The sequence below is a fragment of the Stutzerimonas stutzeri RCH2 genome (genome assembly GCF_000327065.1).
Classification (GTDB): domain Bacteria; phylum Pseudomonadota; class Gammaproteobacteria; order Pseudomonadales; family Pseudomonadaceae; genus Stutzerimonas; species Stutzerimonas stutzeri_AE.
Window position 1 is genome coordinate 3,834,983 of the sequence record NC_019936.1, and the last position, 22,010, is coordinate 3,856,992.

The window sequence follows — 22,010 nt, forward strand, 5'->3', positions numbered from 1 at the left end:
ATATTTCCCTTCGATCGCCCGCCACCCGCGGGCTAGGCGCCTTTAACAGCCGAACGGCAGTGCCTAAAGTCCCTCCCCGCCCTTGATCTTGCTGAATCCGAACTATCCTTGAGTTCAGGCCATCCAAATAAACGAAGCCGGGAAACGGCTGACGGATTTCAGGGTTACGACCATTAGGTGTTCGGGGGAACTCCACTGGCCGCCACTTCGGCCGGGCCCAGAGTGCCTGATGACGCGCCTATTCGTGCATCGATCGAGGTGAAGTCATGAGCATTTTCAGCCACTTCCAACAACGTTTCGAAGCGACCCGCCAGGAGGAATATTCCCTCCAGGAATATCTCGATCTGTGCAAGGCGGATCCGGGCACCTATGCCAGCGCCGCCGAGCGCCTGCTGATGGCGATCGGCGAACCCGAGCTGGTCGATACCTCAGTGGACTCGCGACTGTCGCGCATCTTCTCCAACAAGGTGATCCGCCGTTATCCGGCTTTCGAGGATTTCCATGGCATGGAGGAGTGCATCGATCAGATCGTCTCCTACTTCCGCCATGCCGCGCAGGGGCTGGAGGAGAAGAAGCAGATCCTCTATCTCCTCGGGCCGGTCGGTGGCGGCAAGTCTTCGCTGGCCGAGAAGCTCAAGCAACTGATGGAGCGTGTGCCCTTCTACGCCATCAAGGGTTCACCGGTGTTCGAATCGCCGCTGGGGCTGTTCAACCCGGTCGAGGATGCGCAGATCCTCGAGGAGGACTACGGCATCCCGCGCCGTTACCTGAGTTCTATCATGTCGCCATGGGCCACCAAGCGTCTGCAGGAATTCGGTGGTGACATTTCCAAGTTCCGCGTGGTCAAGCTGTATCCATCGATCCTCAACCAGATCGCCGTGGCCAAGACCGAACCGGGCGACGAGAACAACCAGGACATTTCCTCGCTGGTGGGCAAGGTGGATATCCGCAAGCTGGAAGAATTCCCGCAAAACGATGCGGACGCCTACAGCTATTCGGGTGCGCTGTGCCGGGCCAACCAGGGTCTGATGGAATTCGTCGAGATGTTCAAGGCGCCGATCAAGGTGCTGCACCCGCTGCTGACGGCCACCCAGGAAGGCAACTACAACAGCACCGAAGGCCTCGGCGCGATTCCTTACAGTGGCATCCTGCTGGCCCACTCCAACGAGTCGGAATGGCACAGCTTCCGCAACAACAAGAACAACGAAGCCTTCATCGACCGCATCTACATCGTCAAGGTGCCGTACTGCCTGCGCGTCAGTGATGAGATCAAGATCTACGACAAGCTGCTGACCAACAGCTCGCTGGCCCATGCCCATTGCGCGCCGGACACCCTGAAGATGCTCGCGCAGTTCTCCGTGCTGTCGCGCCTGAAGGAGCCGGAGAACTCCAACATCTACTCGAAGATGCGTGTGTACGATGGCGAGAACCTGAAGGACACCGACCCCAAGGCCAAGTCGATTCAGGAGTACCGCGACACCGCTGGCGTCGACGAAGGCATGAACGGCCTCTCCACCCGCTTCGCCTTCAAGATTCTCTCCAAAGTCTTCAACTTCGACCCGCACGAGATCGCCGCCAACCCGGTGCACCTGCTCTACGTGCTGGAGCAGCAGATCGAGCAGGAACAGTTCCCGGCAGAAGTGCGCGAGCGCTACCTGCGCTTCATCAAGGAGTACCTGGCGCCGCGCTACATCGAGTTCATCGGCAAGGAGATCCAGACCGCCTACCTCGAGTCCTACAGCGAGTATGGGCAGAACATCTTCGACCGCTACGTGCTGTACGCGGACTTCTGGATTCAGGATCAGGAATACCGCGATCCGGAAACCGGCGAGATCCTCAACCGCGTGGCGCTCAACGAGGAGCTGGAGAAGATCGAGAAGCCGGCCGGCATCAGCAACCCGAAGGATTTCCGCAACGAGATCGTCAACTTCGTGCTGCGCGCCCGCGCCAACAACAACGGCAAGAATCCGTCGTGGCTGTCCTACGAGAAGCTGCGCGTGGTGATCGAGAAGAAGATGTTCTCCAACACCGAGGATCTGCTGCCGGTCATCAGCTTCAACGCCAAGGCGAGCAAGGAAGACCAGAAGAAGCACAACGACTTCGTCGTGCGCATGGTCGAGCGTGGCTACACCGAGAAGCAGGTTCGCCTGCTGTCCGAGTGGTATCTGCGGGTGCGTAAATCGCAGTAAGCGGCTGGACGCCTGAAGTTGGAAGCACCGCGCCACGCTTCCAGCTTCAGGCCTATGGTTTCAGCCTAGCCCGGAGGGCCTATGAGCTACGTGATCGATCGTCGCCTGAATGGCAAGAACAAGAGCACGGTGAACCGCCAGCGCTTCCTGCAGCGCTACCGTGGGCATATCAAGAAAGCGGTGGAGGAAGCCGTAGGCCGGCGCTCCATCACCGACATGGAGCATGGCGAGCAGATCAGCATTCCCGGTCGTGATATCGACGAGCCGGTGCTTCACCACGGCCGCGGCGGTCGCCAGACCATCGTGCACCCCGGCAACAAGGAGTTCGTCGCCGGCGAGCGCATTCCCAGGCCGCAGGGCGGCGGCGGAGGCCAAGGCGCCGGCCAGGCCAGCAACAGCGGCGACGGCATGGACGACTTCGTCTTCCAGATCACCCAGGAGGAATTCCTCGACTTCATGTTCGAGGACCTGGAGCTGCCCAATCTGGTCAAGCGCCACCTCACCGGCACCGATACCTTCAAGACGGTGCGCGCCGGCATCGCCAACGAAGGCAACCCCTCGCGTATCAACATCGTGCGCACGCTGCGCTCGGCACACGCCCGGCGTATCGCGCTCTCAGGCAGCAGCCGCTCGCAGCTAAGGGCATTGAAGGCGGAGCTGGAGCGGCTGCGTCTGGAGGAACCGAACAACTTCGGCGACATCAAGGCCACCGAAGAGGAGATCGAACGGCTGAAAGCGCGCATCAACCGCGTGCCGTTCCTCGACACCTTCGACCTCAAGTACAACCTGCTGGTCAAGCACCCCAACCCCAGCTCCAAGGCGGTAATGTTCTGCCTGATGGACGTTTCCGGCTCCATGACCCAGGCCACCAAGGACATCGCCAAGCGCTTCTTTATCCTGTTGTATCTGTTCCTCAAGCGGAACTACGACAAGATCGATGTGGTGTTCATCCGCCACCACACCAGCGCCAAGGAAGTCGATGAAGAGGAGTTCTTCTACTCGCGGGAAACCGGCGGCACCATCGTTTCCAGCGCGCTGAAGATGATGCAGGAGATCATGGCCGAGCGTTACCCGGCCAACGAGTGGAACATCTACGCCGCGCAGGCCTCGGACGGCGACAACTGGAACGACGACTCGCCGCTGTGCCGCGACATCCTGATCAACCAGATCATGCCGTTCGTGCAGTACTTCACCTACGTCGAAATCACCCCGCGCGAACACCAGGCGCTCTGGTACGAGTACAACCAGGTCGCCGAAGCCTTCTCCGATGCGTTCGCCCAACAACAACTGGTGAGCGCCGCGGACATCTACCCGGTGTTCCGCGAACTCTTCCAGCGGCGCATGACCAGCTGAGGTGTGCAGCATGAAACGACAGCCCATTTCCACCGGCTCGGAATGGACCTTCGACCTGATTCGGCAGTACGACCGCGAGATAGGCCGCATCGCCGAACGCTACGCGCTGGACACCTATCCGAACCAGATCGAGGTGATCACCGCCGAGCAGATGATGGATGCCTACGCCTCGGTCGGCATGCCGCTGGGTTACCACCACTGGTCCTACGGCAAGCAGTTCCTGCATACCGAAAAACACTACAAGCGCGGGCAGATGGGCCTGGCCTACGAGATCGTGATCAATTCCGATCCCTGCATCGCCTACCTGATGGAAGAAAACACCATGTGCATGCAGGCACTGGTTATCGCTCATGCCAGTTACGGCCACAACAGCTTCTTCAAGGGTAACTACCTGTTCCGCACCTGGACTGACGCCAGCTCGATCATCGACTATCTGGTGTTCGCCAAGCAGTACATCATGCAATGCGAGGAACGCCACGGCATCGACGCGGTGGAAGACTTGCTGGACTCCTGCCACGCGCTGATGAACTACGGCGTAGACCGCTACAAGCGGCCGTACCCCATTTCCGCGGAAGAAGAGCGCCGCCGGCAGAAGGATCGCGAAGAGCACTTGCAGCGGCAGATCAATGACCTCTGGCGCACCATTCCCAAGGGTGCGGACAAGGGCGACGGGCAGGCCGACAGCCAACGCTTCCCGGCCGAGCCGCAGGAAAACATCCTCTACTTCATCGAGAAGCACGCCCCGTTGCTGGAGCCCTGGCAGCGCGAGGTGGTGCGTATCGTGCGCAAGATCGCGCAGTACTTCTATCCACAGCGCCAGACCCAGGTGATGAACGAAGGCTGGGCCACCTTCTGGCACTACACCCTGCTCAACGACCTCTACGACGAGGGCCTGGTCACCGACGGCTTCATGATGGAGTTCCTGCAATCGCACACCAGTGTGATCTACCAGCCCGGCTTCGACAGTCCCTACTACAGCGGCATCAACCCCTACACCTTGGGCTTCGCCATGTACCAGGACATCCGCCGGATCTGCGAGCACCCCACGGAGGAGGACAAACGCTGGTTCCCGGACATCGCCGGCAGCGACTGGCTCACTACCGTCAAGTTCGCCATGAACAACTTCAAGGACGAGAGCTTTATCCTGCAGTTTCTCTCGCCCAAGGTGATCCGCGACCTCAAGCTGTTCAGCATTCTCGACGATGACCGCAAGGACGAGCTGTTGGTCCCGGCGATTCATGATGAAAGTGGCTACCACACCATTCGCGAACTGCTCGCCGCGCAATACAACCTCGGCAACCGCGAGCCCAACGTGCAGGTGTGGAACGTCGACCGTCGCGGCGATCGCTCGCTGACCCTGCGTCACACCCAGCACGACCGCAAGCCACTTGGCGGGTCCACCGAGGAGGTACTCAAGCACCTGCACCGGCTGTGGGGCTTCGATGTGCACCTGCAATCGATACAGGACGACAAACTGGTCAACACCCATCACATGCCGCCGCGCCCAAGCAGCGAACCGGAAGCCGACAGTCGCTTTCCGGGCATGAACTTCGCCTGATCCAGACCGCGGATACGTTCCGCGCCCGCTCCCCACGCACCGCGCTGTAGCCTCAGCGCGGATATCCTTTATCCTCCGCGCCAACGGAGGTGGATATGCAAATCTATAAAGTCGGCGGCGCAGTGCGCGATCGCTTGTTGGGGCGCACGGTCAGCGAGGTGGACTGGCTGGTGGTCGGCGCCACGCCGGAAGAAATGCAGGCGCGCGGCTTTCGTCCGGTCGGCGCAGACTTTCCGGTGTTTCTGCATCCGCAGACCGGCGAGGAATACGCCTTGGCGCGCACCGAGCGCAAAAGCGGTCGTGGCTATGGCGGGTTCACTTTCCACGCCAGCCCGGACGTCACCCTCGAGGAAGACCTGCAGCGGCGCGACCTCACCATCAACGCCATCGCCGAAGACCACAGTGGCCAGCTGATCGATCCCTACGGTGGCCAGAGCGATCTACAGGCGCGCCTGCTACGCCACGTCTCCCCGGCCTTCGCCGAAGACCCGCTGCGCGTGCTGCGCGTGGCGCGCTTCGCTGCACGCTACGCCGAACTCGGTTTCCGTATCGCCGGCGAAACCCTTGAGCTAATGCGGCAGCTGGCCCGCTCCGGCGAACTATCGGCGCTGACAGCGGAGCGTAGCTGGAAGGAAATCTCCCGCGCACTGATGGAGCCACGGCCGGACGTATTCATCCAGGTGCTTCAGGACTGCGAAGCGTTGGCCGAGCTGTTCCCGGAACTCGCCGCGACCTTCGCCATGGGCAACGCCACGGGTGAGCACCTGCTCCGTGCACTTCGCCGCTGCGCCGAACATGCCCAACCACTGCCGGTACGCTGGGCCTGCCTGTTGCTCGGCGGCGCAACGCCGGACGCTGCACCGCAAGCACGCCTGCCCGCCATCGACGCACTCAACCAGCGCTGCAAGGCGCCGAGGGACTGCCAAGAGCTGGCGATGCTGCTCGGCAGGTATCACGATGACGCGCTCAACGCCAAGAAGCTGCAAGCGGATGCATTGCTCGACATGCTGCAGCACTTCGACATCTACCGCCGCCCCGAGCGCTTCGAACAGTTCGTCGCGGCGTGTGAAATGCACGCCCAGGCAGGTTCGCCGGGCAAGTTGCTCTTCGACGCCGATTATCTGCACGGCGCGGCCAACGCGGCGCGGGCCGTCGCGGTCAAACCGCTGCTGGATCAGGGGTACAAAGGCGCCGAGCTCGGCAAGGCACTCAGCGCTGCGCGCCTCGATGCCCTGCGCGCCTACTGCCGGGAAAATTCGAAGTAAGGCGATTCAGGCGCGCTGTGGAGGATAGCGGCGGATCAGATCGACAGGTGTCAGCTCGCTGCCGCGCCACTGAAACGGCACCGGCCAGAGCTGCTGGTTGATGGATGATTGCGCCCATAGATCAGCGAAGGGTTCGCCTGCAGCGGGATGCTTCACGGTCGGCGCCAGCAGCGCCAGCGGCCAGAGCACGAAGGCGTTCTTCAGAATCTCTGCCCGCGGCAACTGCAAGCCATGGAAATTGCCAACCAGCTCGCCATACAGCAGCACGTCGATATCCAGCGGCAGCCCCCTGCGATCCGGCGCGTAGCGGCCGTTGTCCGCCTCGATGAACTTGAGCCGGCGATCCAGCTCGGTCAGCGGCAGATCGGTATAGCCGGCCACCACCAGGTTGTAGAAATTGTCGCCCTTGTAGCCCACCGCGAGGCTCTCGAACACCGGCGAGCAACGCATATCCTGCAGCAGCTCGGCCAGCGCATCGAGCCCGGCATGCAGCCGCAGTTCGCGCTGCACATTGCTACCCAGGCCGAGCATGACGGGGGTCAGCGACATCCGCGTTCGATCTCCACACCCAGCGCCCGGGCACGCGCATTGACGCCGGGCTTGGTCACGCGCAGGCGCAGCCAGACGATGCCGAACTCGCTCATCAGGCGCTGCGCCAGGCGTTCGGCAAAGGTCTCGACCAGCTCGAAACGTGCCTCGGAGGCGAACTGATCGATGACGGCAGCGACCTTGGCATAGTCCAAGGCCTTGTCCAACTCATCATTCTCGGCGGCGGGACGAATGTCCCAGCCCAACGTCAGGTCCAGGTGCAGGCACTGGCGAATGCCCCGCTCCCAGTCATAGGCGCCGATTACCGTATCCACTTCCAGGCCTTCGATGAAGACTGTGTCCACGCAACATTCTCCTACGGCACGACAAGCTCGAAACGCGCCGTTAGACTCAGGGACTCCCTGCCCCGGATGGATTCCATGTTCTGGCTGCTGACATTGCTCGCGTACCTGACCGGCTCGCTGTCATTTGCCATACTGCTCAGCCGCCTGGCCGGAATGCCCGACCCGCGCGCCGGCGGCTCCGGCAATCCCGGCGCCACCAATATGCTTCGTCTGGCAGGCAAGCGATTGGCGATCTGCACGCTGTTCGGCGATCTGCTCAAGGGCCTGCTGCCCGTACTGCTGGCTGCGTCGCTGGACATGTCCGTCCAGCAACAGGCCTGGATCGGACTTGCCGCCGTCTGCGGCCACCTCTATCCGTTGTATTTCCGCTTCCGCGGCGGCAAGGGTGTCGCCACTGCTGCCGGCACCCTGCTCGCGCTCTATCCGCCGGCCGCACTGCTGGCCATCGTCGCCTGGCTGCTGGTGTTCCGCCTGACCCGGACCAGCTCGCTGGCCGCCCTCATCGCGCTGCCACTGTGCCTGCCATTGCTGGCCTGGCAGCAACCGGGCGCCCTGCTGCCGATGAGCCTGCTCGCCACACTTATCGTCTGGCGGCACCGCAGCAACGTGCGCGACCTGTTCGCGGGCCGCGAGCGGCATTTCTGACCGCCCAACGTTCATCAGATCGCCGGCAGTGTCTCCATTGACCAGCGCGGCTGCACGGTGATCGCCGGACCATCATGCTGCCCGGCGAGCAGACGCTGACAGCCAGCGTAGGCGATCATCGCGCCATTGTCGGTGCAGAAGCGTGGGCGCGCATAGAACACCTGGCCCTTGAGCTCGCCGAGCATCCGCTCCAGAGACTCGCGCAGTGACTGATTCGCGCTGACCCCACCGGCGATGACCAATGACTTCAGACCCGTCTGCTTGAGCGCCCGACGACACTTGATGGTCAGTGTTTCGACCACCGCCTGCTGGAAGGCCAGCGCGATATCGCAGCGGGTTTGTTCGGACTCATCGCCCGCGGCACGGCACTGCTGCCAGGTATTTAGGGTGAAGGTCTTCAGGCCGCTGAAGCTGAAATCCAGACCGGGCCGATCGGTCATCGGCCGCGGAAAGACGAAGCGGCCGGGGGTGCCCTGCTCGGCGAGGCGAGCGATTTCCGGCCCACCAGGGTAGCGCAAGCCCATCAGCTTGGCGGTCTTGTCGAAAGCCTCACCGGCGGCATCGTCGACCGACTCGCCGAGCAGCTCGTACTGACCAATGCCATCCACTCGGACCAACTGCGTATGGCCACCCGAGACCAGCAAGGCGACGAACGGGAATGCCGGCGGCTGCGCTTCGAGCATCGGCGCCAGCAGATGGCCTTCCATATGATGCACACCGACCGCCGGCACGCCCCAGGCCATAGCCAACGCCTGGGCACAGGAGGCCCCAACCAGCAGCGCACCGACCAGCCCCGGGCCCGCCGTATACGCCACCGCATCGATCTGGCCAGCCTCGCGACCAGCCTCATCCAGCACCTGGCGAATCAGCGGCAGCATACGCTTCACGTGGTCGCGCGAGGCGAGCTCGGGCACCACGCCGCCGTAGACGCGATGCAGGTCGATCTGGCTGAATAGCGCGTCGGCCAGCAGGCGCTGTTCGCTATCGTAAAGCGCGACACCAGTCTCGTCGCAGGACGTTTCCAACCCCAGCACCAGCATGGGTTCAACCTTTCCGGAGGGCGAATGAAGCCGTGCATATTAATCGTCGGGCCCTCCGACCGACCAGCGCTTTTCGATCAGGGGCTTTGCATTCCGCAATTGGAGCGGGTAACATCCGCAACCCTTAAAACCAGCGTGCTTGCGAGTCATTGCCGAAGCGCGTTGCCACCGGTAATCAAGTGAAGGTAAGTCCTGGATGCCCGCTGTCAAAGTTAAAGAGAATGAACCCTTCGACGTAGCACTGCGTCGTTTCAAGCGTTCCTGCGAGAAAGCAGGCGTTCTGGCCGAAGTCCGCTCGCGCGAGTTCTACGAGAAGCCGACTTCCGAGCGCAAGCGCAAGGCTGCCGCTGCAGTCAAGCGTCACGCCAAGAAAGTGCAGCGCGAGCAGCGCCGCAGCGTCCGCCTGTACTGATCCAGTACAGCTGACGCCGCATCAAGCCCGGCTCAGGCCGGGCTTTGCATTGCATGCATACTCCGCTTCGCCAGCCGGCGAATGGCCGGAGTTTTTTCATTTCCGGCTCATGCAATGCGAGCGTAATCTGACACCCTTATGGCCGGCCTGATCCCGCAATCTTTCATCGATGATTTGCTCAACCGCTCCGACATCGTCGAAGTGGTGGGTTCACGCATCCAGCTGAAAAAAGCCGGCAAGAACTACAGCGCCCTCTGTCCTTTTCATAAGGAAAAGACGCCCTCCTTCAGCGTCAGCCCGGACAAGCAGTTCTACTACTGCTTCGGCTGCGGCGCCGGCGGCAACGCGCTCGGCTTCGTCATGGACCACGACCAACTGGATTTCCCCCAGGCGGTCGAGGAACTGGCCAAGCGCGCCGGCATGGAAGTCCCCCACGAGGATAGCGGGCGCAAACACAAGCCGCGCCAACCGGTCGACTCGCCGCTCTACCCGCTACTCGCTGCTGCGGCCGACTACTACCGCCAGGCACTGAAGAGCCACCCGACCCGCAAATCGGCCGTCGAGTACCTCAAGGGCCGCGGCCTCTCCGGCGTGATCGCCCGAGACTTCGGCCTGGGCTTTGCTCCGCCCGGCTGGGACAACCTGATGAAGCATCTCGGTGGCGATGCCCTGCAGCAGAAGGCACTGATCGATGCCGGCCTGCTGATCGAGAACGCCGAGAACGGCAAACGCTACGACCGCTTCCGCGACCGCGTGATGTTTCCCATCCGCGACAGCCGCGGCCGGGTCATCGCCTTCGGCGGCCGCGTCCTGGGCGACGACAAGCCCAAGTACCTGAACTCCCCGGAAACCCCGGTATTCCACAAAGGCCAGGAACTCTACGGCCTCTACGAAGCACGCCAGACCAACCGCGATCTCGACGAAATCATGGTGGTTGAAGGCTATATGGACGTCATTGCTCTGGCCCAGCAAGGCTTGCGCAACGCCGTCGCCACTCTCGGCACCGCGACCAGCGAAGAGCATCTCAAGCGCCTGTTCCGCATCGTACCGAGCGTGCTGTTCTGCTTCGACGGCGACGCCGCCGGACGCAAGGCCGCCTGGCGAGCCCTGGAGGCGACCCTACCGAACCTGCAAGACGGCCGTCGCGCACGCTTTCTGTTCCTGCCGGACGGGGAAGACCCCGACACCCTGGTCCGCGCCGAGGGCACCGATGCGTTTCGCGCGCGCATTCAGCAGCATTCGCAGCCACTGGCAGACTATTTCTTCCAGCAACTGAGCGATGAAGCCGATCCGCGCTCACTGGAAGGCAAGGCCCACCTGGCTACGCTTGCAGCGCCGCTCATCGAAAAGATTCCAGGCTCCAACCTGCGCACACTGATGCGCCAACGCCTGGCCGAGATCACCGGCCTCAACGGCGAAGCCCTGCAGCACATGGCGGCCGCACCCGCACCGAGTCCCGGCAACAGCACACCCGAATACGACGACTCGGCGTACTACGAAACCGGCGCACACTATGCCGAAACGGACTACTTCGAGCCTCCGGAAACGCCGAAACAGCAACGCAGCGGCAAGAAGGAATGGAAGAAAGACTGGAAAAAATCCGGACAGCGACCAGACTTCAAGCCTCGCGGACCTCGCACCCCAGCCACGGTCGAACCACCGACCCTGACCACACTGCGCACACTGCTGCACCATCCCGAACTGGCGCAGAAAGTCGAAGACGTCAGCCACTTCGCAGCCGAGGACGACACCTACGCACAGTTGCTGGTTGCGCTGCTCGGCGCGCTGCAGAAGAACCCGAAGCTGCGCAGCCTGCAATTGATCGCCCGCTGGCATGGAACCGACCAAGGGCGACTTTTACGTGCACTTGCAGAGAAAGAATGGCTGATATCTGCCGATAACCTTGAACAGCAGTTTTTCGACACCATTAATAGCCTTGCCGCCCGACAGCGGGAACGCCGACTCGAGAACCTGCTGCGCAAGGCTCGCCAGGGTGAACTCAGCGCAGAGGAAAAAGACCAACTGCGTAACCTACTGAGCCGCAACGCAATACCCACGACACCGACCTCAACTGGCGCGTGAGGTCTTAGCTCAGCTATAATGCTCAGCTTGTTTTCAGCCCGCCAGAACCTTCAGTGGATAGGGTTATATGTCCGGAAAAGCGCAACAGCAGTCCCGCCTCAAAGAGTTGATCCAGCGTGGCCGTGAGCAGGGTTACCTGACTTACGCCGAGGTCAACGACCACCTACCGGAGGATATTTCCGATCCGGAACAGGTGGAAGACATCATTCGCATGATCAACGACATGGGCATCAATGTATTCGAGGTTGCCCCGGATGCCGATGCCCTGTTGTTGGCCGAAGCCGATACCGATGAAGCCGCTGCCGAAGAGGCCGCCGCCGCACTCGCTGCGGTCGAGACCGACATCGGCCGCACCACCGACCCGGTGCGCATGTACATGCGCGAAATGGGCACCGTCGAACTGCTGACCCGCGAAGGCGAGATCGAAATCGCCAAACGCATCGAGGAAGGCATTCGCGAGGTGATGAGCGCCATCGCTCACTTCCCCGGCACCGTCGACAGCATCCTCGCCGATTACGAGCGAGTAACGACCGAAGGTGGCCGCCTGTCCGACATCCTCAGCGGCTATATCGACCCCGACGATGACGGCGCTGCCGCACCTCAGGAAGTCGAACCGGAAGCTCCGCAGACCGCGGCGAAACCGGCAGCTGACGACAAGGACGACGAGGACGAGGAAGACTCCGACACCGAGGAAGAAGAAGGCGACGGCGGGCCGGATCCAGAAGTTGCACGCCTGCGTTTCGGCGCGGTCGCGGAGCAGCTGGAAAAAGCCAACAAAGCGCTGAAGAAGCATGGCCGTGCCAGCCAGCAGGCTGTCGAGGAACTCGAAGCCCTCGCCATCCTGTTCATGCCGATCAAGCTCGTGCCCAAGCAGTACGATGCACTGGTCGAGCGTGTGCGCAACGCGCTGAACCAGATCCGTGCTCAGGAACGCGCCATCATGCAGCTGTGCGTGCGTGATGCCCGCATGCCGCGCGCCGACTTCCTGCGTCAGTTCCCGAGCAACGAGACAAACCTGGACTGGGCTGAGCAACTGGCCTCAGGCAAGGGCAAGTACGCCGAAGCCATCGGCAACCGCAAGGAAGACATCCAGCGCTGCCAGCAGATGCTGATCGAACTGGAGCAGGAATGCAGCCTGGCGATCGCGGACATCAAGGACATCAACCGTCGCATGTCCATCGGTGAGGCCAAGGCCCGCCGGGCGAAGAAAGAGATGGTCGAGGCCAACCTGCGCCTGGTGATCTCCATCGCCAAGAAGTACACCAACCGCGGCCTGCAATTCCTCGACCTGATTCAGGAAGGCAACATCGGCCTGATGAAGGCGGTGGACAAGTTCGAATACCGCCGCGGCTACAAGTTCTCGACCTACGCTACCTGGTGGATTCGCCAGGCGATCACTCGTTCTATTGCCGACCAGGCGCGGACCATCCGTATCCCGGTGCACATGATCGAGACGATCAACAAGCTCAACCGCATCTCCCGTCAGATGCTGCAGGAAATGGGTCGCGAACCCACTCCTGAGGAGCTTGGCGAGCGCATGGAAATGCCCGAGGACAAGATCCGCAAGGTACTGAAGATCGCCAAGGAGCCGATCTCCATGGAAACGCCGATCGGTGACGACGAAGACTCGCACCTGGGCGACTTCATCGAAGACTCGGCCATGCAGTCGCCGATCGACGTGGCCACCGTGGAAAGCCTCAAGGAAGCGACTCGCGAAGTGCTCTCCGGCCTCACCGCCCGTGAAGCCAAGGTACTGCGCATGCGCTTCGGCATCGACATGAATACCGATCACACCCTCGAGGAAGTCGGCAAACAGTTCGATGTTACCCGCGAGCGGATCCGCCAAATCGAAGCCAAGGCACTGCGCAAGCTGCGCCACCCGACGAGAAGCGAGCACCTACGCTCCTTCCTCGACGAGTAAGACCAACAACCCCGGCTCATGCCGGGGTTGTCGTTTCTGCGGCATTGCTACCAGGCGCCGGAGCTGCCTGCGCCCGTAATGCATCAGAACAGCACGCAACGGCCACAAACCTTGGCGCATGACAAAGCCCATCGGTATAATCCGCCGGCCTTCTGGGGGCCTATAGCTCAGTTGGTTAGAGCAGAGGACTCATAATCCTTTGGTCCACGGTTCGAGTCCGTGTGGGCCCACCACCTTCAAAGCCGCGCATTGCGCGGCTTTTTCGTTTATCCCCCTTGTTGATGAGCTTTGCTCGGCAATGCCGCCATTCCGGCCCTCGCGCGGCGGTCACGCCGATTCAGCGCTAATAACCAGAACGAATATAAACATCAGGAAAGGTTTCTGGACTCTCTAAGCTGACGTCTCTATCGTGCGCCGCGGGGTCGTTGTTTCGACCTGACTACTCGCTACCCTTAAGGACGTCCATGCTTCCAGAATCGCTGCCGCTGTTGTTCGTCTGCGCCTTGCTGATCTGGGTGTTGGTGGCGTTCGTAAGGGAGAGCTGGAGCCCGGATATCGTCGTAGCGATTGCTGTGGCGGTGCTGCTGGCGACGCAGCTGCTGACGCCCGGCGAGGTGCTCGGCGTGCTGTCCAACTCGGCTCCGGTCACCATCGCCTGCATGTTCATCATTTCCGCGGCACTGGAACGTACCGGCTGCATCGATGCGCTGGGCAATTGGCTTGGCAATCTGGTGGGCACCAGCCCTACGCGGGTGCTGTTCGGCCTGACGATCACTGCGCTGGTGATTTCCGCCTGCCTGAACAACACGCCGGTGGTGGCGATCCTTACACCTGTGGCGATTTCGCTGGCCAAGCGCGCCGGCACCACGCCTTCCAAGCTGCTGATTCCGCTGTCGTACGCGACCATTCTCGGCGGCACGCTGACGATGATCGGCACCTCGACCAACATCCTCGTCGACGGGGTGGCACGCAAGGCGGGCCTGGAGCCGTTCGGCATGTTCGAGATCACCGGGGCGGGCTTGATCATGGCCGCCGCGGGCATGGTCTACCTGCTGACCATCGGCAAGCATCTGCTGCCGGAACGCGACACGCTGTCCAAGCTGCTCGGCCCGCGCTTGGATCGCAACTTCATGACCGAGCTGCGCGTGCCACCGAACTCGCCAGTGATCGGCAAGACCATCGCCGAGGCCAACCTCAACGGCGGCAGCGGCCTGCAAGTGCTGCAGGTGAATCGCGACACCCAGCTGTTCAGCCGACCGGAGCATGACTTCACCCTGACCGCCGGCGATCTGCTGATGATCCATGGCCAGGTAAAGGACGTGGTGGAGCTGCGCGAAAGTGGCCATTTGACCTTCAACCGTGGCGACGCCTTCGAAACCATCAGCAGCGAAGACGTGATTCTCGCCGAGGCCATCGTCGGCCGCGGCTCGCGCTACAGTCACCGACCGATGCGCGACCTCGACCTGTCCGCGCGCTATGGCATCAGCGTGCTCGCCGTGCACCGCCAGGACGAGAACATCCAAGGCAACTTCGACGACTTCCAGCTGCAGTTCGGCGATGTGATGCTGGTCGAGGGCACGCCGGCGCAGATCAAGCGTTTCGCCGACAACGGCGAGCTGATCAGCCTGAATGCGGTGCAGGAGCGCGCCTTCCGCCGCGACAAGGCGCCAATTGCGATCATCGCCACGCTGGCGGTCATGGTACTGGCAGCCTTCGGCGTGATGCCGATCGAAGGCCTGGCGATCATCGGTGCGGCGTCGGTACTGGCGACCCGCTGCCTGGATGTCGAGGATGCCTATAAAGCGGTGGACTGGAAGATCCTCAGCCTGATCTTCGGCATGCTGGCGATCAGCATAGCCATGGACAAGGTGGGCCTTGTGCAGCTGATCGTGCAGAACGTAACGACGCTGACGCCCTGGGCCGGGCCGCTGTTCATGCTGTCTTTCATCTACCTGCTGACCTCGCTGCTCACCGAGATGCTGTCGAACAACGCAGTGGCGGTACTGATCACGCCGATCGCCATCGGTCTGGCCCAGCATATGGGTGTCGATCCCCGGGCGTTCGTGGTCGCGGTAATGTTCGCCGCCAGCGCCAGCTTCGCCACGCCGATCGGTTACCAGACCAACACCTTCGTCTATAACGCCGGCGGTTATCGCTTCACCGACTTTCTCAAGATCGGCATTCCGCTGAACCTGCTGCTGTGGATGGTCGGCACGCTGGTGATCCCGTTGTTCTGGCCGCTTACGCCGCTTTGACGGCAAGGCTTGCCCTGGATCATTGACCGAGTAGGCGTTGGGTTTCATGCTCTCGGCCTTTGCCCCGACCAACAAGAAGAAAGGAGCGCGCATGAAACTGGAAACCCTCGCCATCCACGCTGGCTACAGCCCTGATCCCACCACCCGAGCGGTGGCGGTGCCGATCTACCAGACCACCTCCTATGCCTTCGACGACACCCAGCACGGTGCGGACCTGTTCGATCTGAAGGTACCGGGCAACATCTATACGCGCATCATGAACCCCACCACCGACGTGCTCGAACAGCGCGTCGCGGCATTGGAAGGTGGTGTCGCGGCACTCGCCGTGGCTTCGGGCATGGCGGCGATCACCTATGCCATCCAGACCATTGCCGAAGTCGGCGACAATATTGTCTCGGTGGCCAAACTCTATGGCGGCACCTACAACCTGTTCGCCCACACCCTGCCGCGCCAGGGCATCGAGGTGCGTTTCGCCGCCCACGATGACATCGCCGCGCTGGAGTCGCTGATCGACGAGCGCACCAAGGCGGTGTTCTGCGAATCCATCGGCAACCCGGCGGGCAACGTCATCGACCTCGCCGCCCTGGCCGAAGCCGCACACCGCCACGGTGTGCCGCTGATCGTCGACAACACCGTCGCCACGCCGATGCTCTGCCGGCCGTTCGAGCATGGCGCCGACATCGTGGTGCATTCGCTGACCAAGTACATGGGCGGCCACGGCACCAGCATCGGCGGCATCGTGGTCGACTCCGGCAAGTTTCCCTGGGCGCAGCACAAGAAGCGCTTTGCGCTGCTGAACACTCCCGATGTGTCCTATCACGGCGTCACCTACACCGAAGCGTTCGGCCCGGCCGCCTTCATCGGCCGCTGCCGTGTGGTGCCGCTGCGCAACATGGGCGCGGCGATTTCGCCGTTCAACTCGTTCCTTATCCTGCAGGGGCTGGAAACCCTGGCATTGCGCATGGAGCGCCACTGCGAGAATGCACTGAAGGTCGCCGAATTCCTGCAGGCCCACCCGCAGGTGGCCTGGGTGAAGTACGCCGGACTGCCGGACCACCCCGAGCATGAGCTGGCGCGGCGCTATATGGGTGGCACGCCGGCGTCGATCCTCTGCTTCGGTATCGAGGGCGGCATCGAAGCTGGTGCGCGCTTTATCGACGCACTCAAATTGGTGGTGCGCCTGGTCAATATCGGCGACGCCAAGTCCCTGGCCTGCCATCCGGCCAGCACCACGCACCGTCAACTGAATGCAGACGAACTCGCCCGCGCCGGTGTCTCCCAGGACCTGATCCGGCTGTCCATCGGCATCGAGCATATCGACGACATCCTTGCCGATCTGGCGCAGGCGCTGAGCGCTTCCAAGGGTTGAGGCAGCACGCGCCTTGATATCCGCCAGCGAGGCTCCACATTAACGGCATACCGCTGTGGAGCCTCGCCATGACCGAATCGCTGATCATCCCTTGCGCGCACTGCGCCAGCCTCAACCGCATCCCCGTAGACCGGCTACAGGACGCGCCACGCTGCGGTCGCTGCAAGGCCGAGGCGCTGCCGAACGCGCCGTTCGATCTGCAACAGAGCCAGTTTGCCAACCAGATCAAGGGCGACCTGCCGTTATTGGTGGACGTCTGGGCCAGCTGGTGCGGCCCCTGCCGCAGCTTCGCCCCGACCTTCGCCCAGGCAGCCAGCCAGCTGCATGGTCGTTGCCGCCTGGCCAAGCTCGACAGCGAGGCCAACGCGCAGCTGTCGACGCAACTCGGCATCCGCTCGATTCCCAGCCTAATCCTGTTCCGCAACGGCCGCGAAGTCGCACGACAGAGCGGAGCCATGCCGCTGCCGCAGCTAATGGCCTGGCTGGCGCAGCAGGGGATTAGATAACCAGCTGCCGGCACGCCCAGACACTCTGCAAAGCGGCGAGTTCCACAACTATTGCGACCTCCCATCAGGATATGTATCGCAATGTTTGCGTAGCCTTCATGGCACTTGGATAATGCCCGCACTTTTCGAGCGGCACTTTCAATGCAAGCAACACACGGACGTCTGTACGCCGGCCTCGTCACGGGAGCCGCGCGAGCATGAGCGCAATACGCTTCGACATCGACCAATGGCAGGCCTGGGCTCCGGGCCGTACCTGCCAGGACGACTGGTCGCGCTGGGCGTGTGCTAGCCAATGGCAGGACGATCCAGAGGCGCAGCCGGATGTATCCTTCCTACCGGCGATGCAGCGCAGGCGCTTGAGCCGACTGGCGCGAATGGTATTTGCTGTTGCCCATCCACTGGCCGAAGGCCAGCCTCCGATGCCGTTTGTGTACGCGTCGCGCCATGGCGAAACCACGCGCAATTTCGCCCTGCTCAGCGATCTGGCGGATACGCAACCGCTGTCGCCAACCCAGTTCAGCCTCTCCGTGCACAATGCCATCGTCGGGCTCTGGTCAATATTCCAGAGCGATACCAGTGAGATGACCGCTATTGCTGCGGAGGGCGACGGGCTGGAACACGCGGTGCTCGAGGCCAGTCTGCTGCTGAAGGAAGGCGCGCCCGCTGTCCTGCTGGTGATCGCCGAAGAGTCGCCCCCCGAAGCCTATCGCCCATGGATCGACGAATGCACGCCTTATGCGCTGGCCTTGCGGCTGACCAAAGGCGACAGCTGGCAACTGCAACTGCAACTGCAGGCTGCCGATGATCCAACGCCGCAGCGGCACCAGCCCCATGCCCTGCAACTGATCCGGGCCTTGCTTGGCGACGATTCCCAATTCACGCATCACTGGAAGACGCGCAAATGGAACTGGCAGCGGACTCGCTGAAGCGGCCCAACGCGCCCTGGCTATGGCGCCTCGTCGCCACCGGCCTGTCGTTCGTCCTGTTCGGCATTGGCGGTCTTTGCCTGCGGCTGATCGTATTCCCGCTGCTTTCGCTGCTTCCGGGCGATGCGGACACACATCGTCGCCGCGCGCGGCAGACGGTCAGCCGGCTGTTCTGGCTGTTCGTGCAGTTCATGTACCGCAGCGGCGTGCTCACCTATGAGGTCGAGGGCGCCGAGCGGCTGGGGCGCCCGGGTCAGCTGATCATTGCCAATCATCCCTCGCTGATCGACGTTGTGGTGCTGATCGCACTGATCCGCGACGCCAACTGCGTGGTCAAGCAGAGCCTATGGGACAATCCCTTCACCCGCGGTCCGATCCGGGCCGCGCAGTACATCAGCAACGACGGCAGCGCCGAGATGCTCGACGAAGCCGCCGAAGCCCTGCAGCAGGGCCAGACGCTGATCATCTTTCCCGAGGGCACCCGCACCACGCCCGGCCAGGCTCCACAGTTTCATCGCGGGGCGGCGGCCATTGCCTTGCGCGGCGCGCGACTGGTGACGCCGGTGGTGATCAGCGTGACACCGACCACGCTGACCAAGGCCGAGCCCTGGTACCGCATTCCCTCGCGGCGCTTCCACTTCCATCTGCGCGTCGGTGAAGACATCGACCCACAAACGTTCGCTGCCCAAGGCGCGGCGCCGATTGCCTCGCGCCGCCTCAACGACCATCTGCACCGACACTTCATAAAGGAGCTCGCATTCGATGAGCCAACTCAAGCTTGAAATCAAGCAACTGATCATCGACGCCCTGGGTCTGGAAGACCTCGGCCCGGACGACATCGTCGCCGACCAGCCACTGTTCGGCGAAGGCCTTGGCCTCGACTCGGTGGACGCCCTGGAACTCGGTCTGGCGATCCAGAAGCGCTTCGGCATCAAGATCGACGCCGACGCCAAGGACACCCGCAAACATTTCGCCAGCGTCGACAGCCTGGCAGCCTTCGTCAGCGCCAGCCGCGCCATCGCCTGAGGAGCATCTGCCGTGAACAGCCGTAACGAGATTTTCCAGACCCTGCGCGACGCCCTGGTGGAACTGTTCGAACTCGAACCCGAGCGCATCACTCTCGAGGCCAACCTCTATCAGGACCTGGAGATCGACAGTATCGACGCCGTCGACCTGATCGACCATATCAAGCGCCAGACCGGCAAGAAGATTGCCGCCGAGGAGTTCAAGGCCGTGCGCACCGTCGGTGACGTAGTGGAGGCGGTCTATCGCCTGACCAGCGCGGAAACCGCCTGACCGGCATCGCGCCAGCCCCGCAGCACAACCACGGTTTTTCGGACTCCTGATGCTTCCACGCTCATCCACCATCCCGCCCGGCCTGGCCCGCATAGCAGGCCTCGCCTTGCTGCTCGCCGGGCTGGCCTATCCGTTCGCCGTCTACTTCGGCATCGAGCACCTCTCGCCGCGGGTATTCGCTGCGCTGCTCGGGGCGCTCTGGCTTGCCCGCCTGCTGAGCAGCGAGCGCGCCGCCAGCCGCGGCACGGCCGCTGTCGCGCTGCTGTTCTGCCTTGCCCTGGCGCTACTTGATGACGGTGTCCTGCTGCGCTGGTATCCGGTCCTGATCAACGCCGCCATGCTTGCGCTGTTCGCCGGCAGCCTGTTCGTCGGCATGCCAGTGATCGAGCGTCTGGCGCGGCTGCAGGAGCCCGATCTGGCGGAAGCCGGCGTGCGCTATACGCGGCAAGTGACCAAGGTCTGGGTGGGCTTTTTTATCTTCAACGGCACCATCGCCGCCGCCCTGACGCTGTGGGCGCCGCTGGCCTGGTGGACGCTGTACAACGGCCTGATCGCCTACGGCCTGATGGGCCTGCTGTTCGCCGGCGAGTGGCTGGTGCGCCAGCGGGTCAGAGGCCGCCCATGAGCTGGATCGCCCTGTGTGAACTACTGACTTCAGGCGAATCGCGCCCGGTAACCGATGCCCCGTCGTTGTCGCTCGCCCAGGTGCAACAGCAGGCGCTGCAGCTGGCCGGTGGGCTGCAGCGACGCAACGTGCGCAGCCTGGCCGTGCACCTGGAGGATGCCGCGCAGCTGGCGATCGCCCTGCTCGGCACCTGGCGCGCCGGGGCCCGTGTGCTACTGCCGGCAGACCTGCAGCCGGCGAACCGTGAGCGCCTGGATGCACAGGCCGAGCTGTGGCTGACCGATCTGCCTGGCGATCACAGCCTGACGGACCTGTTGGGCGAGCCTTTGGGCGCCGTCGAGCTCGATCCACAACTGCTCGGCCTGACGCTCTGCACCTCCGGCTCCAGCGGCCAGCCCAAACTGATCGACAAGCGCCTGGTGCAGCTCGCCCATGAGGTCGAGACGCTGGAAGCGCTGTGGGGCGCCGACCTCGGAGCTGCCAGCGTGATCGGCAGCGTCGCCACGCAACACATCTACGGCCTGCTGTTCCGTGTGCTCTGGCCGCTGTGCGCCGGCCGTCCCATGCTGCGCCGCACCCTGCCATTCGCCGAGGACATGCAGCGGGCCAGCCGTGAACACCCGGCGTTCTGCTGGGTGGCCAGTCCCGCCCTGCTCAAGCGCATGGGCGACAACCTCGACTGGCCGGCATTGCGCCAGGTGCGCCGGGTGTTCTCCTCCGGCGGCCCATTGCCAATCGAAGCCGCGGAGCTGCTGCAACAGCGCCTTGGCCAGTGGCCTACCGAGATCTACGGCAGTTCGGAAACCGGCGGCATCGCCTGGCGCCAGGGCGGCGAGCTGTGGCAGCCGCTGCCGGGCGTCGAGCTCGGCCAGGACGATCACGGCGCGCTACGCGTGGCCTCGCCCTGGCTCGCCGGCGGGCACGTTGAACAGACCGCCGATGGCGCCAAGTTGCACGCCGATGGCCGTTTCGCCCTGTGTGGCCGGCTGGATCGCATCGTCAAGCTGGAAGAGAAGCGCGTTTCGCTGCCGATGCTGGAAAGCGCGCTGGCCGAGCACGCCTTCGTCAGCGAGGCGCGCCTGGGCGTCATCCAGGAGCAGCGGGCCTATCTCGGCGCGTTGGTGGCGCTGAGCGAGGCTGGCATATTCGCCCTGCGCAACCAGGGGCGGCGCGCCGTCACCCAGGCTCTGCGCCAACATCTGAACGACCACTGCGAAGCATTGGCCCTGCCGCGACGCTGGCGCCTGCTGCATCAGCTACCGGGCAATGCCCAAGGCAAACTGCCCCAGGCCGAACTCGACGGCCTGCTGCTGGCGCCGCGCCCGCGCGAACCGGAGCGCCTGCAGCAGCAGTGGCAGAACGACCACTGGCAGATCGAGCTGCGCGTGCCGCTGGACCTGGCGCACTTCAGCGGCCATTTCCCGCGTACGCCGGTGCTGCCGGGCGTGGTGCAGATCGAATGGGCGATGGACCTCGCGCGCGAATTGTTCAACGACTTGCCGCCCCGCTTCGCCGGCATGGAAGTGCTGAAATTCCAGCAGCTGGCTCGCCCGGGTGATCGTCTGGAGCTAAGCCTGCGTTTCGATCATGAGCGCGGAAAGCTGTACTTCGCCTATCACAACGCCGGCAAGCCCTGCTCGTCCGGCCGCATCCTGCTGGGAGTTCGTCCATGACC

Annotated in this window: 20 protein-coding genes and 1 tRNA gene; 18 read left to right on the forward strand and 3 right to left on the reverse strand. The window is 63.0% G+C overall.

What is annotated here, in order from left to right; genetic code table 11:
* Window positions 1-266 precede the first annotated feature (266 nt).
* The 4 genes from PSEST_RS17845 to PSEST_RS17860 all read left to right on the forward strand — a co-directional run bounded on the left by PSEST_RS17845 (window position 267) and on the right by PSEST_RS17860 (window position 6,365).
* A complete protein-coding gene (locus tag PSEST_RS17845) occupies window positions 267-2,189 on the forward strand; it encodes a PrkA family serine protein kinase (RefSeq protein WP_015278339.1) in 1,923 nt (640 codons plus the stop codon).
* An 81-nt stretch (window positions 2,190-2,270) separates the two neighbouring features.
* Complete coding sequence (locus PSEST_RS17850; protein WP_015278340.1) at window positions 2,271-3,542, forward strand: YeaH/YhbH family protein; 1,272 nt, start codon at window positions 2,271-2,273, stop codon at window positions 3,540-3,542.
* A 10-nt stretch (window positions 3,543-3,552) separates the two neighbouring features.
* A complete protein-coding gene (locus PSEST_RS17855; RefSeq protein WP_015278341.1) occupies window positions 3,553-5,100 on the forward strand; it encodes a SpoVR family protein in 1,548 nt (515 codons plus the stop codon).
* Between the two features lie 95 nt (window positions 5,101-5,195).
* The gene (locus tag PSEST_RS17860) at window positions 5,196-6,365 is read left to right on the forward strand and encodes a multifunctional CCA addition/repair protein (RefSeq protein ID WP_015278342.1); all 1,170 of its coding nucleotides are present in this window, start codon (window positions 5,196-5,198) and stop codon (window positions 6,363-6,365) included.
* A gap of 6 nt (window positions 6,366-6,371) precedes the next feature.
* Here PSEST_RS17860 and folK read toward each other — a convergent pair whose 3' ends face one another.
* Both folK and folB read right to left on the reverse strand, forming a co-directional pair.
* Entirely contained in the window at window positions 6,372-6,914 is a 543-nt protein-coding gene (folK, locus tag PSEST_RS17865) for a 2-amino-4-hydroxy-6-hydroxymethyldihydropteridine diphosphokinase (protein ID WP_015278343.1), read from the reverse strand.
* Window positions 6,905-7,258 carry a dihydroneopterin aldolase gene (gene folB / locus PSEST_RS17870; RefSeq protein ID WP_015278344.1) on the reverse strand — a complete coding sequence of 118 codons (354 nt, stop codon included), beginning with the start codon at window positions 7,256-7,258 and terminating at the stop codon, window positions 6,905-6,907. Before folB ends, folK begins: the two co-directional genes overlap by 10 nt.
* Before the next feature lie 75 nt (window positions 7,259-7,333).
* Here folB and plsY point away from each other — a divergent pair, with 75 nt between their 5' ends.
* Window positions 7,334-7,903 (forward strand): glycerol-3-phosphate 1-O-acyltransferase PlsY, encoded by a 570-nt coding sequence (plsY, locus tag PSEST_RS17875; protein WP_015278345.1) that lies wholly within the window; start codon window positions 7,334-7,336, stop codon window positions 7,901-7,903.
* 14 nt (window positions 7,904-7,917) lie between these two features.
* On the opposite strand, the gene tsaD is transcribed toward plsY, so the two are convergent.
* Window positions 7,918-8,943 (reverse strand): tRNA (adenosine(37)-N6)-threonylcarbamoyltransferase complex transferase subunit TsaD, encoded by a 1,026-nt coding sequence (gene tsaD, locus PSEST_RS17880; protein ID WP_015278346.1) that lies wholly within the window; start codon window positions 8,941-8,943, stop codon window positions 7,918-7,920.
* Window positions 8,944-9,139: 196 nt separating this feature from the next.
* Here tsaD and rpsU point away from each other — a divergent pair, with 196 nt between their 5' ends.
* The 13 genes from rpsU (at window position 9,140) to PSEST_RS17945 (ending at window position 22,008) form a co-directional block, all read left to right on the forward strand.
* Window positions 9,140-9,355 (forward strand): 30S ribosomal protein S21, encoded by a 216-nt coding sequence (gene rpsU, locus PSEST_RS17885; RefSeq protein ID WP_003296736.1) that lies wholly within the window; start codon window positions 9,140-9,142, stop codon window positions 9,353-9,355.
* Between the two features lie 138 nt (window positions 9,356-9,493).
* Entirely contained in the window at window positions 9,494-11,437 is a 1,944-nt protein-coding gene (dnaG, locus tag PSEST_RS17890) for a DNA primase (RefSeq protein WP_015278347.1), read from the forward strand.
* A 67-nt stretch (window positions 11,438-11,504) separates the two neighbouring features.
* Window positions 11,505-13,358 carry an RNA polymerase sigma factor RpoD gene (rpoD, locus tag PSEST_RS17895; RefSeq protein ID WP_015278348.1) on the forward strand — a complete coding sequence of 618 codons (1,854 nt, stop codon included), beginning with the start codon at window positions 11,505-11,507 and terminating at the stop codon, window positions 13,356-13,358.
* A 156-nt stretch (window positions 13,359-13,514) separates the two neighbouring features.
* A tRNA-Ile gene (locus PSEST_RS17900) sits at window positions 13,515-13,591 on the forward strand.
* Between the two features lie 231 nt (window positions 13,592-13,822).
* A complete protein-coding gene (locus PSEST_RS17905) occupies window positions 13,823-15,613 on the forward strand; it encodes an SLC13 family permease (protein ID WP_015278349.1) in 1,791 nt (596 codons plus the stop codon).
* 91 nt (window positions 15,614-15,704) lie between these two features.
* The gene (locus tag PSEST_RS17910) at window positions 15,705-16,982 is read left to right on the forward strand and encodes a bifunctional O-acetylhomoserine aminocarboxypropyltransferase/cysteine synthase (protein WP_015278350.1); all 1,278 of its coding nucleotides are present in this window, start codon (window positions 15,705-15,707) and stop codon (window positions 16,980-16,982) included.
* 68 nt (window positions 16,983-17,050) lie between these two features.
* On the forward strand, window positions 17,051-17,488 hold the full coding sequence (gene trxC, locus PSEST_RS17915) for a thioredoxin TrxC (protein ID WP_015278351.1): 438 nt from the start codon (window positions 17,051-17,053) through the stop codon (window positions 17,486-17,488).
* A 197-nt stretch (window positions 17,489-17,685) separates the two neighbouring features.
* Window positions 17,686-18,414 (forward strand): beta-ketoacyl synthase chain length factor, encoded by a 729-nt coding sequence (locus PSEST_RS17920; protein WP_015278352.1) that lies wholly within the window; start codon window positions 17,686-17,688, stop codon window positions 18,412-18,414.
* Complete coding sequence (locus PSEST_RS17925) at window positions 18,390-19,196, forward strand: lysophospholipid acyltransferase family protein (RefSeq protein WP_015278353.1); 807 nt, start codon at window positions 18,390-18,392, stop codon at window positions 19,194-19,196. The genes PSEST_RS17920 and PSEST_RS17925 overlap by 25 nt, the downstream gene beginning before the upstream one ends.
* On the forward strand, window positions 19,177-19,440 hold the full coding sequence (locus tag PSEST_RS17930) for a phosphopantetheine-binding protein (protein ID WP_015278354.1): 264 nt from the start codon (window positions 19,177-19,179) through the stop codon (window positions 19,438-19,440). The genes PSEST_RS17925 and PSEST_RS17930 overlap by 20 nt, the downstream gene beginning before the upstream one ends.
* A gap of 12 nt (window positions 19,441-19,452) precedes the next feature.
* Window positions 19,453-19,710 (forward strand): acyl carrier protein, encoded by a 258-nt coding sequence (locus tag PSEST_RS17935; protein WP_015278355.1) that lies wholly within the window; start codon window positions 19,453-19,455, stop codon window positions 19,708-19,710.
* Window positions 19,711-19,759: 49 nt separating this feature from the next.
* Entirely contained in the window at window positions 19,760-20,335 is a 576-nt protein-coding gene (locus tag PSEST_RS17940; RefSeq protein ID WP_015278356.1) for a hypothetical protein, read from the forward strand.
* On the forward strand, window positions 20,332-22,008 hold the full coding sequence (locus PSEST_RS17945) for an acyl-CoA synthetase family protein (protein ID WP_015278357.1): 1,677 nt from the start codon (window positions 20,332-20,334) through the stop codon (window positions 22,006-22,008). The genes PSEST_RS17940 and PSEST_RS17945 overlap by 4 nt, the downstream gene beginning before the upstream one ends.
* The last annotated feature ends 2 nt before the right edge of the window (window positions 22,009-22,010 follow it).

What these genes read in the sequence shown, in the direction of transcription:
- PSEST_RS17920 (WP_015278352.1), top strand. Translation starts at nt 17,686, where the DNA reads ATGAGCGCAATACGCTTCGACATCGACCAATGGCAGGCCTGGGCTCCG.
- PSEST_RS17850 (WP_015278340.1), top strand. Translation starts at nt 2,271, where the DNA reads ATGAGCTACGTGATCGATCGTCGCCTGAATGGCAAGAACAAGAGCACG.
- trxC (WP_015278351.1), top strand. Translation starts at nt 17,051, where the DNA reads ATGACCGAATCGCTGATCATCCCTTGCGCGCACTGCGCCAGCCTCAAC.
- PSEST_RS17930 (WP_015278354.1), top strand. Translation starts at nt 19,177, where the DNA reads ATGAGCCAACTCAAGCTTGAAATCAAGCAACTGATCATCGACGCCCTG.
- PSEST_RS17860 (WP_015278342.1), top strand. Translation starts at nt 5,196, where the DNA reads ATGCAAATCTATAAAGTCGGCGGCGCAGTGCGCGATCGCTTGTTGGGG.
- PSEST_RS17855 (WP_015278341.1), top strand. Translation starts at nt 3,553, where the DNA reads ATGAAACGACAGCCCATTTCCACCGGCTCGGAATGGACCTTCGACCTG.
- rpoD (WP_015278348.1), top strand. Translation starts at nt 11,505, where the DNA reads ATGTCCGGAAAAGCGCAACAGCAGTCCCGCCTCAAAGAGTTGATCCAG.
- PSEST_RS17910 (WP_015278350.1), top strand. Translation starts at nt 15,705, where the DNA reads ATGAAACTGGAAACCCTCGCCATCCACGCTGGCTACAGCCCTGATCCC.
- plsY (WP_015278345.1), top strand. Translation starts at nt 7,334, where the DNA reads ATGTTCTGGCTGCTGACATTGCTCGCGTACCTGACCGGCTCGCTGTCA.
- dnaG (WP_015278347.1), top strand. Translation starts at nt 9,494, where the DNA reads ATGGCCGGCCTGATCCCGCAATCTTTCATCGATGATTTGCTCAACCGC.
- PSEST_RS17905 (WP_015278349.1), top strand. Translation starts at nt 13,823, where the DNA reads ATGCTTCCAGAATCGCTGCCGCTGTTGTTCGTCTGCGCCTTGCTGATC.
- PSEST_RS17845 (WP_015278339.1), top strand. Translation starts at nt 267, where the DNA reads ATGAGCATTTTCAGCCACTTCCAACAACGTTTCGAAGCGACCCGCCAG.
- PSEST_RS17925 (WP_015278353.1), top strand. Translation starts at nt 18,390, where the DNA reads ATGGAACTGGCAGCGGACTCGCTGAAGCGGCCCAACGCGCCCTGGCTA.
- rpsU (WP_003296736.1), top strand. Translation starts at nt 9,140, where the DNA reads ATGCCCGCTGTCAAAGTTAAAGAGAATGAACCCTTCGACGTAGCACTG.
- PSEST_RS17940 (WP_015278356.1), top strand. Translation starts at nt 19,760, where the DNA reads ATGCTTCCACGCTCATCCACCATCCCGCCCGGCCTGGCCCGCATAGCA.
- PSEST_RS17945 (WP_015278357.1), top strand. Translation starts at nt 20,332, where the DNA reads ATGAGCTGGATCGCCCTGTGTGAACTACTGACTTCAGGCGAATCGCGC.
- folK (WP_015278343.1), bottom strand. Translation starts at nt 6,914, where the DNA reads ATGTCGCTGACCCCCGTCATGCTCGGCCTGGGTAGCAATGTGCAGCGC.
- tsaD (WP_015278346.1), bottom strand. Translation starts at nt 8,943, where the DNA reads ATGCTGGTGCTGGGGTTGGAAACGTCCTGCGACGAGACTGGTGTCGCG.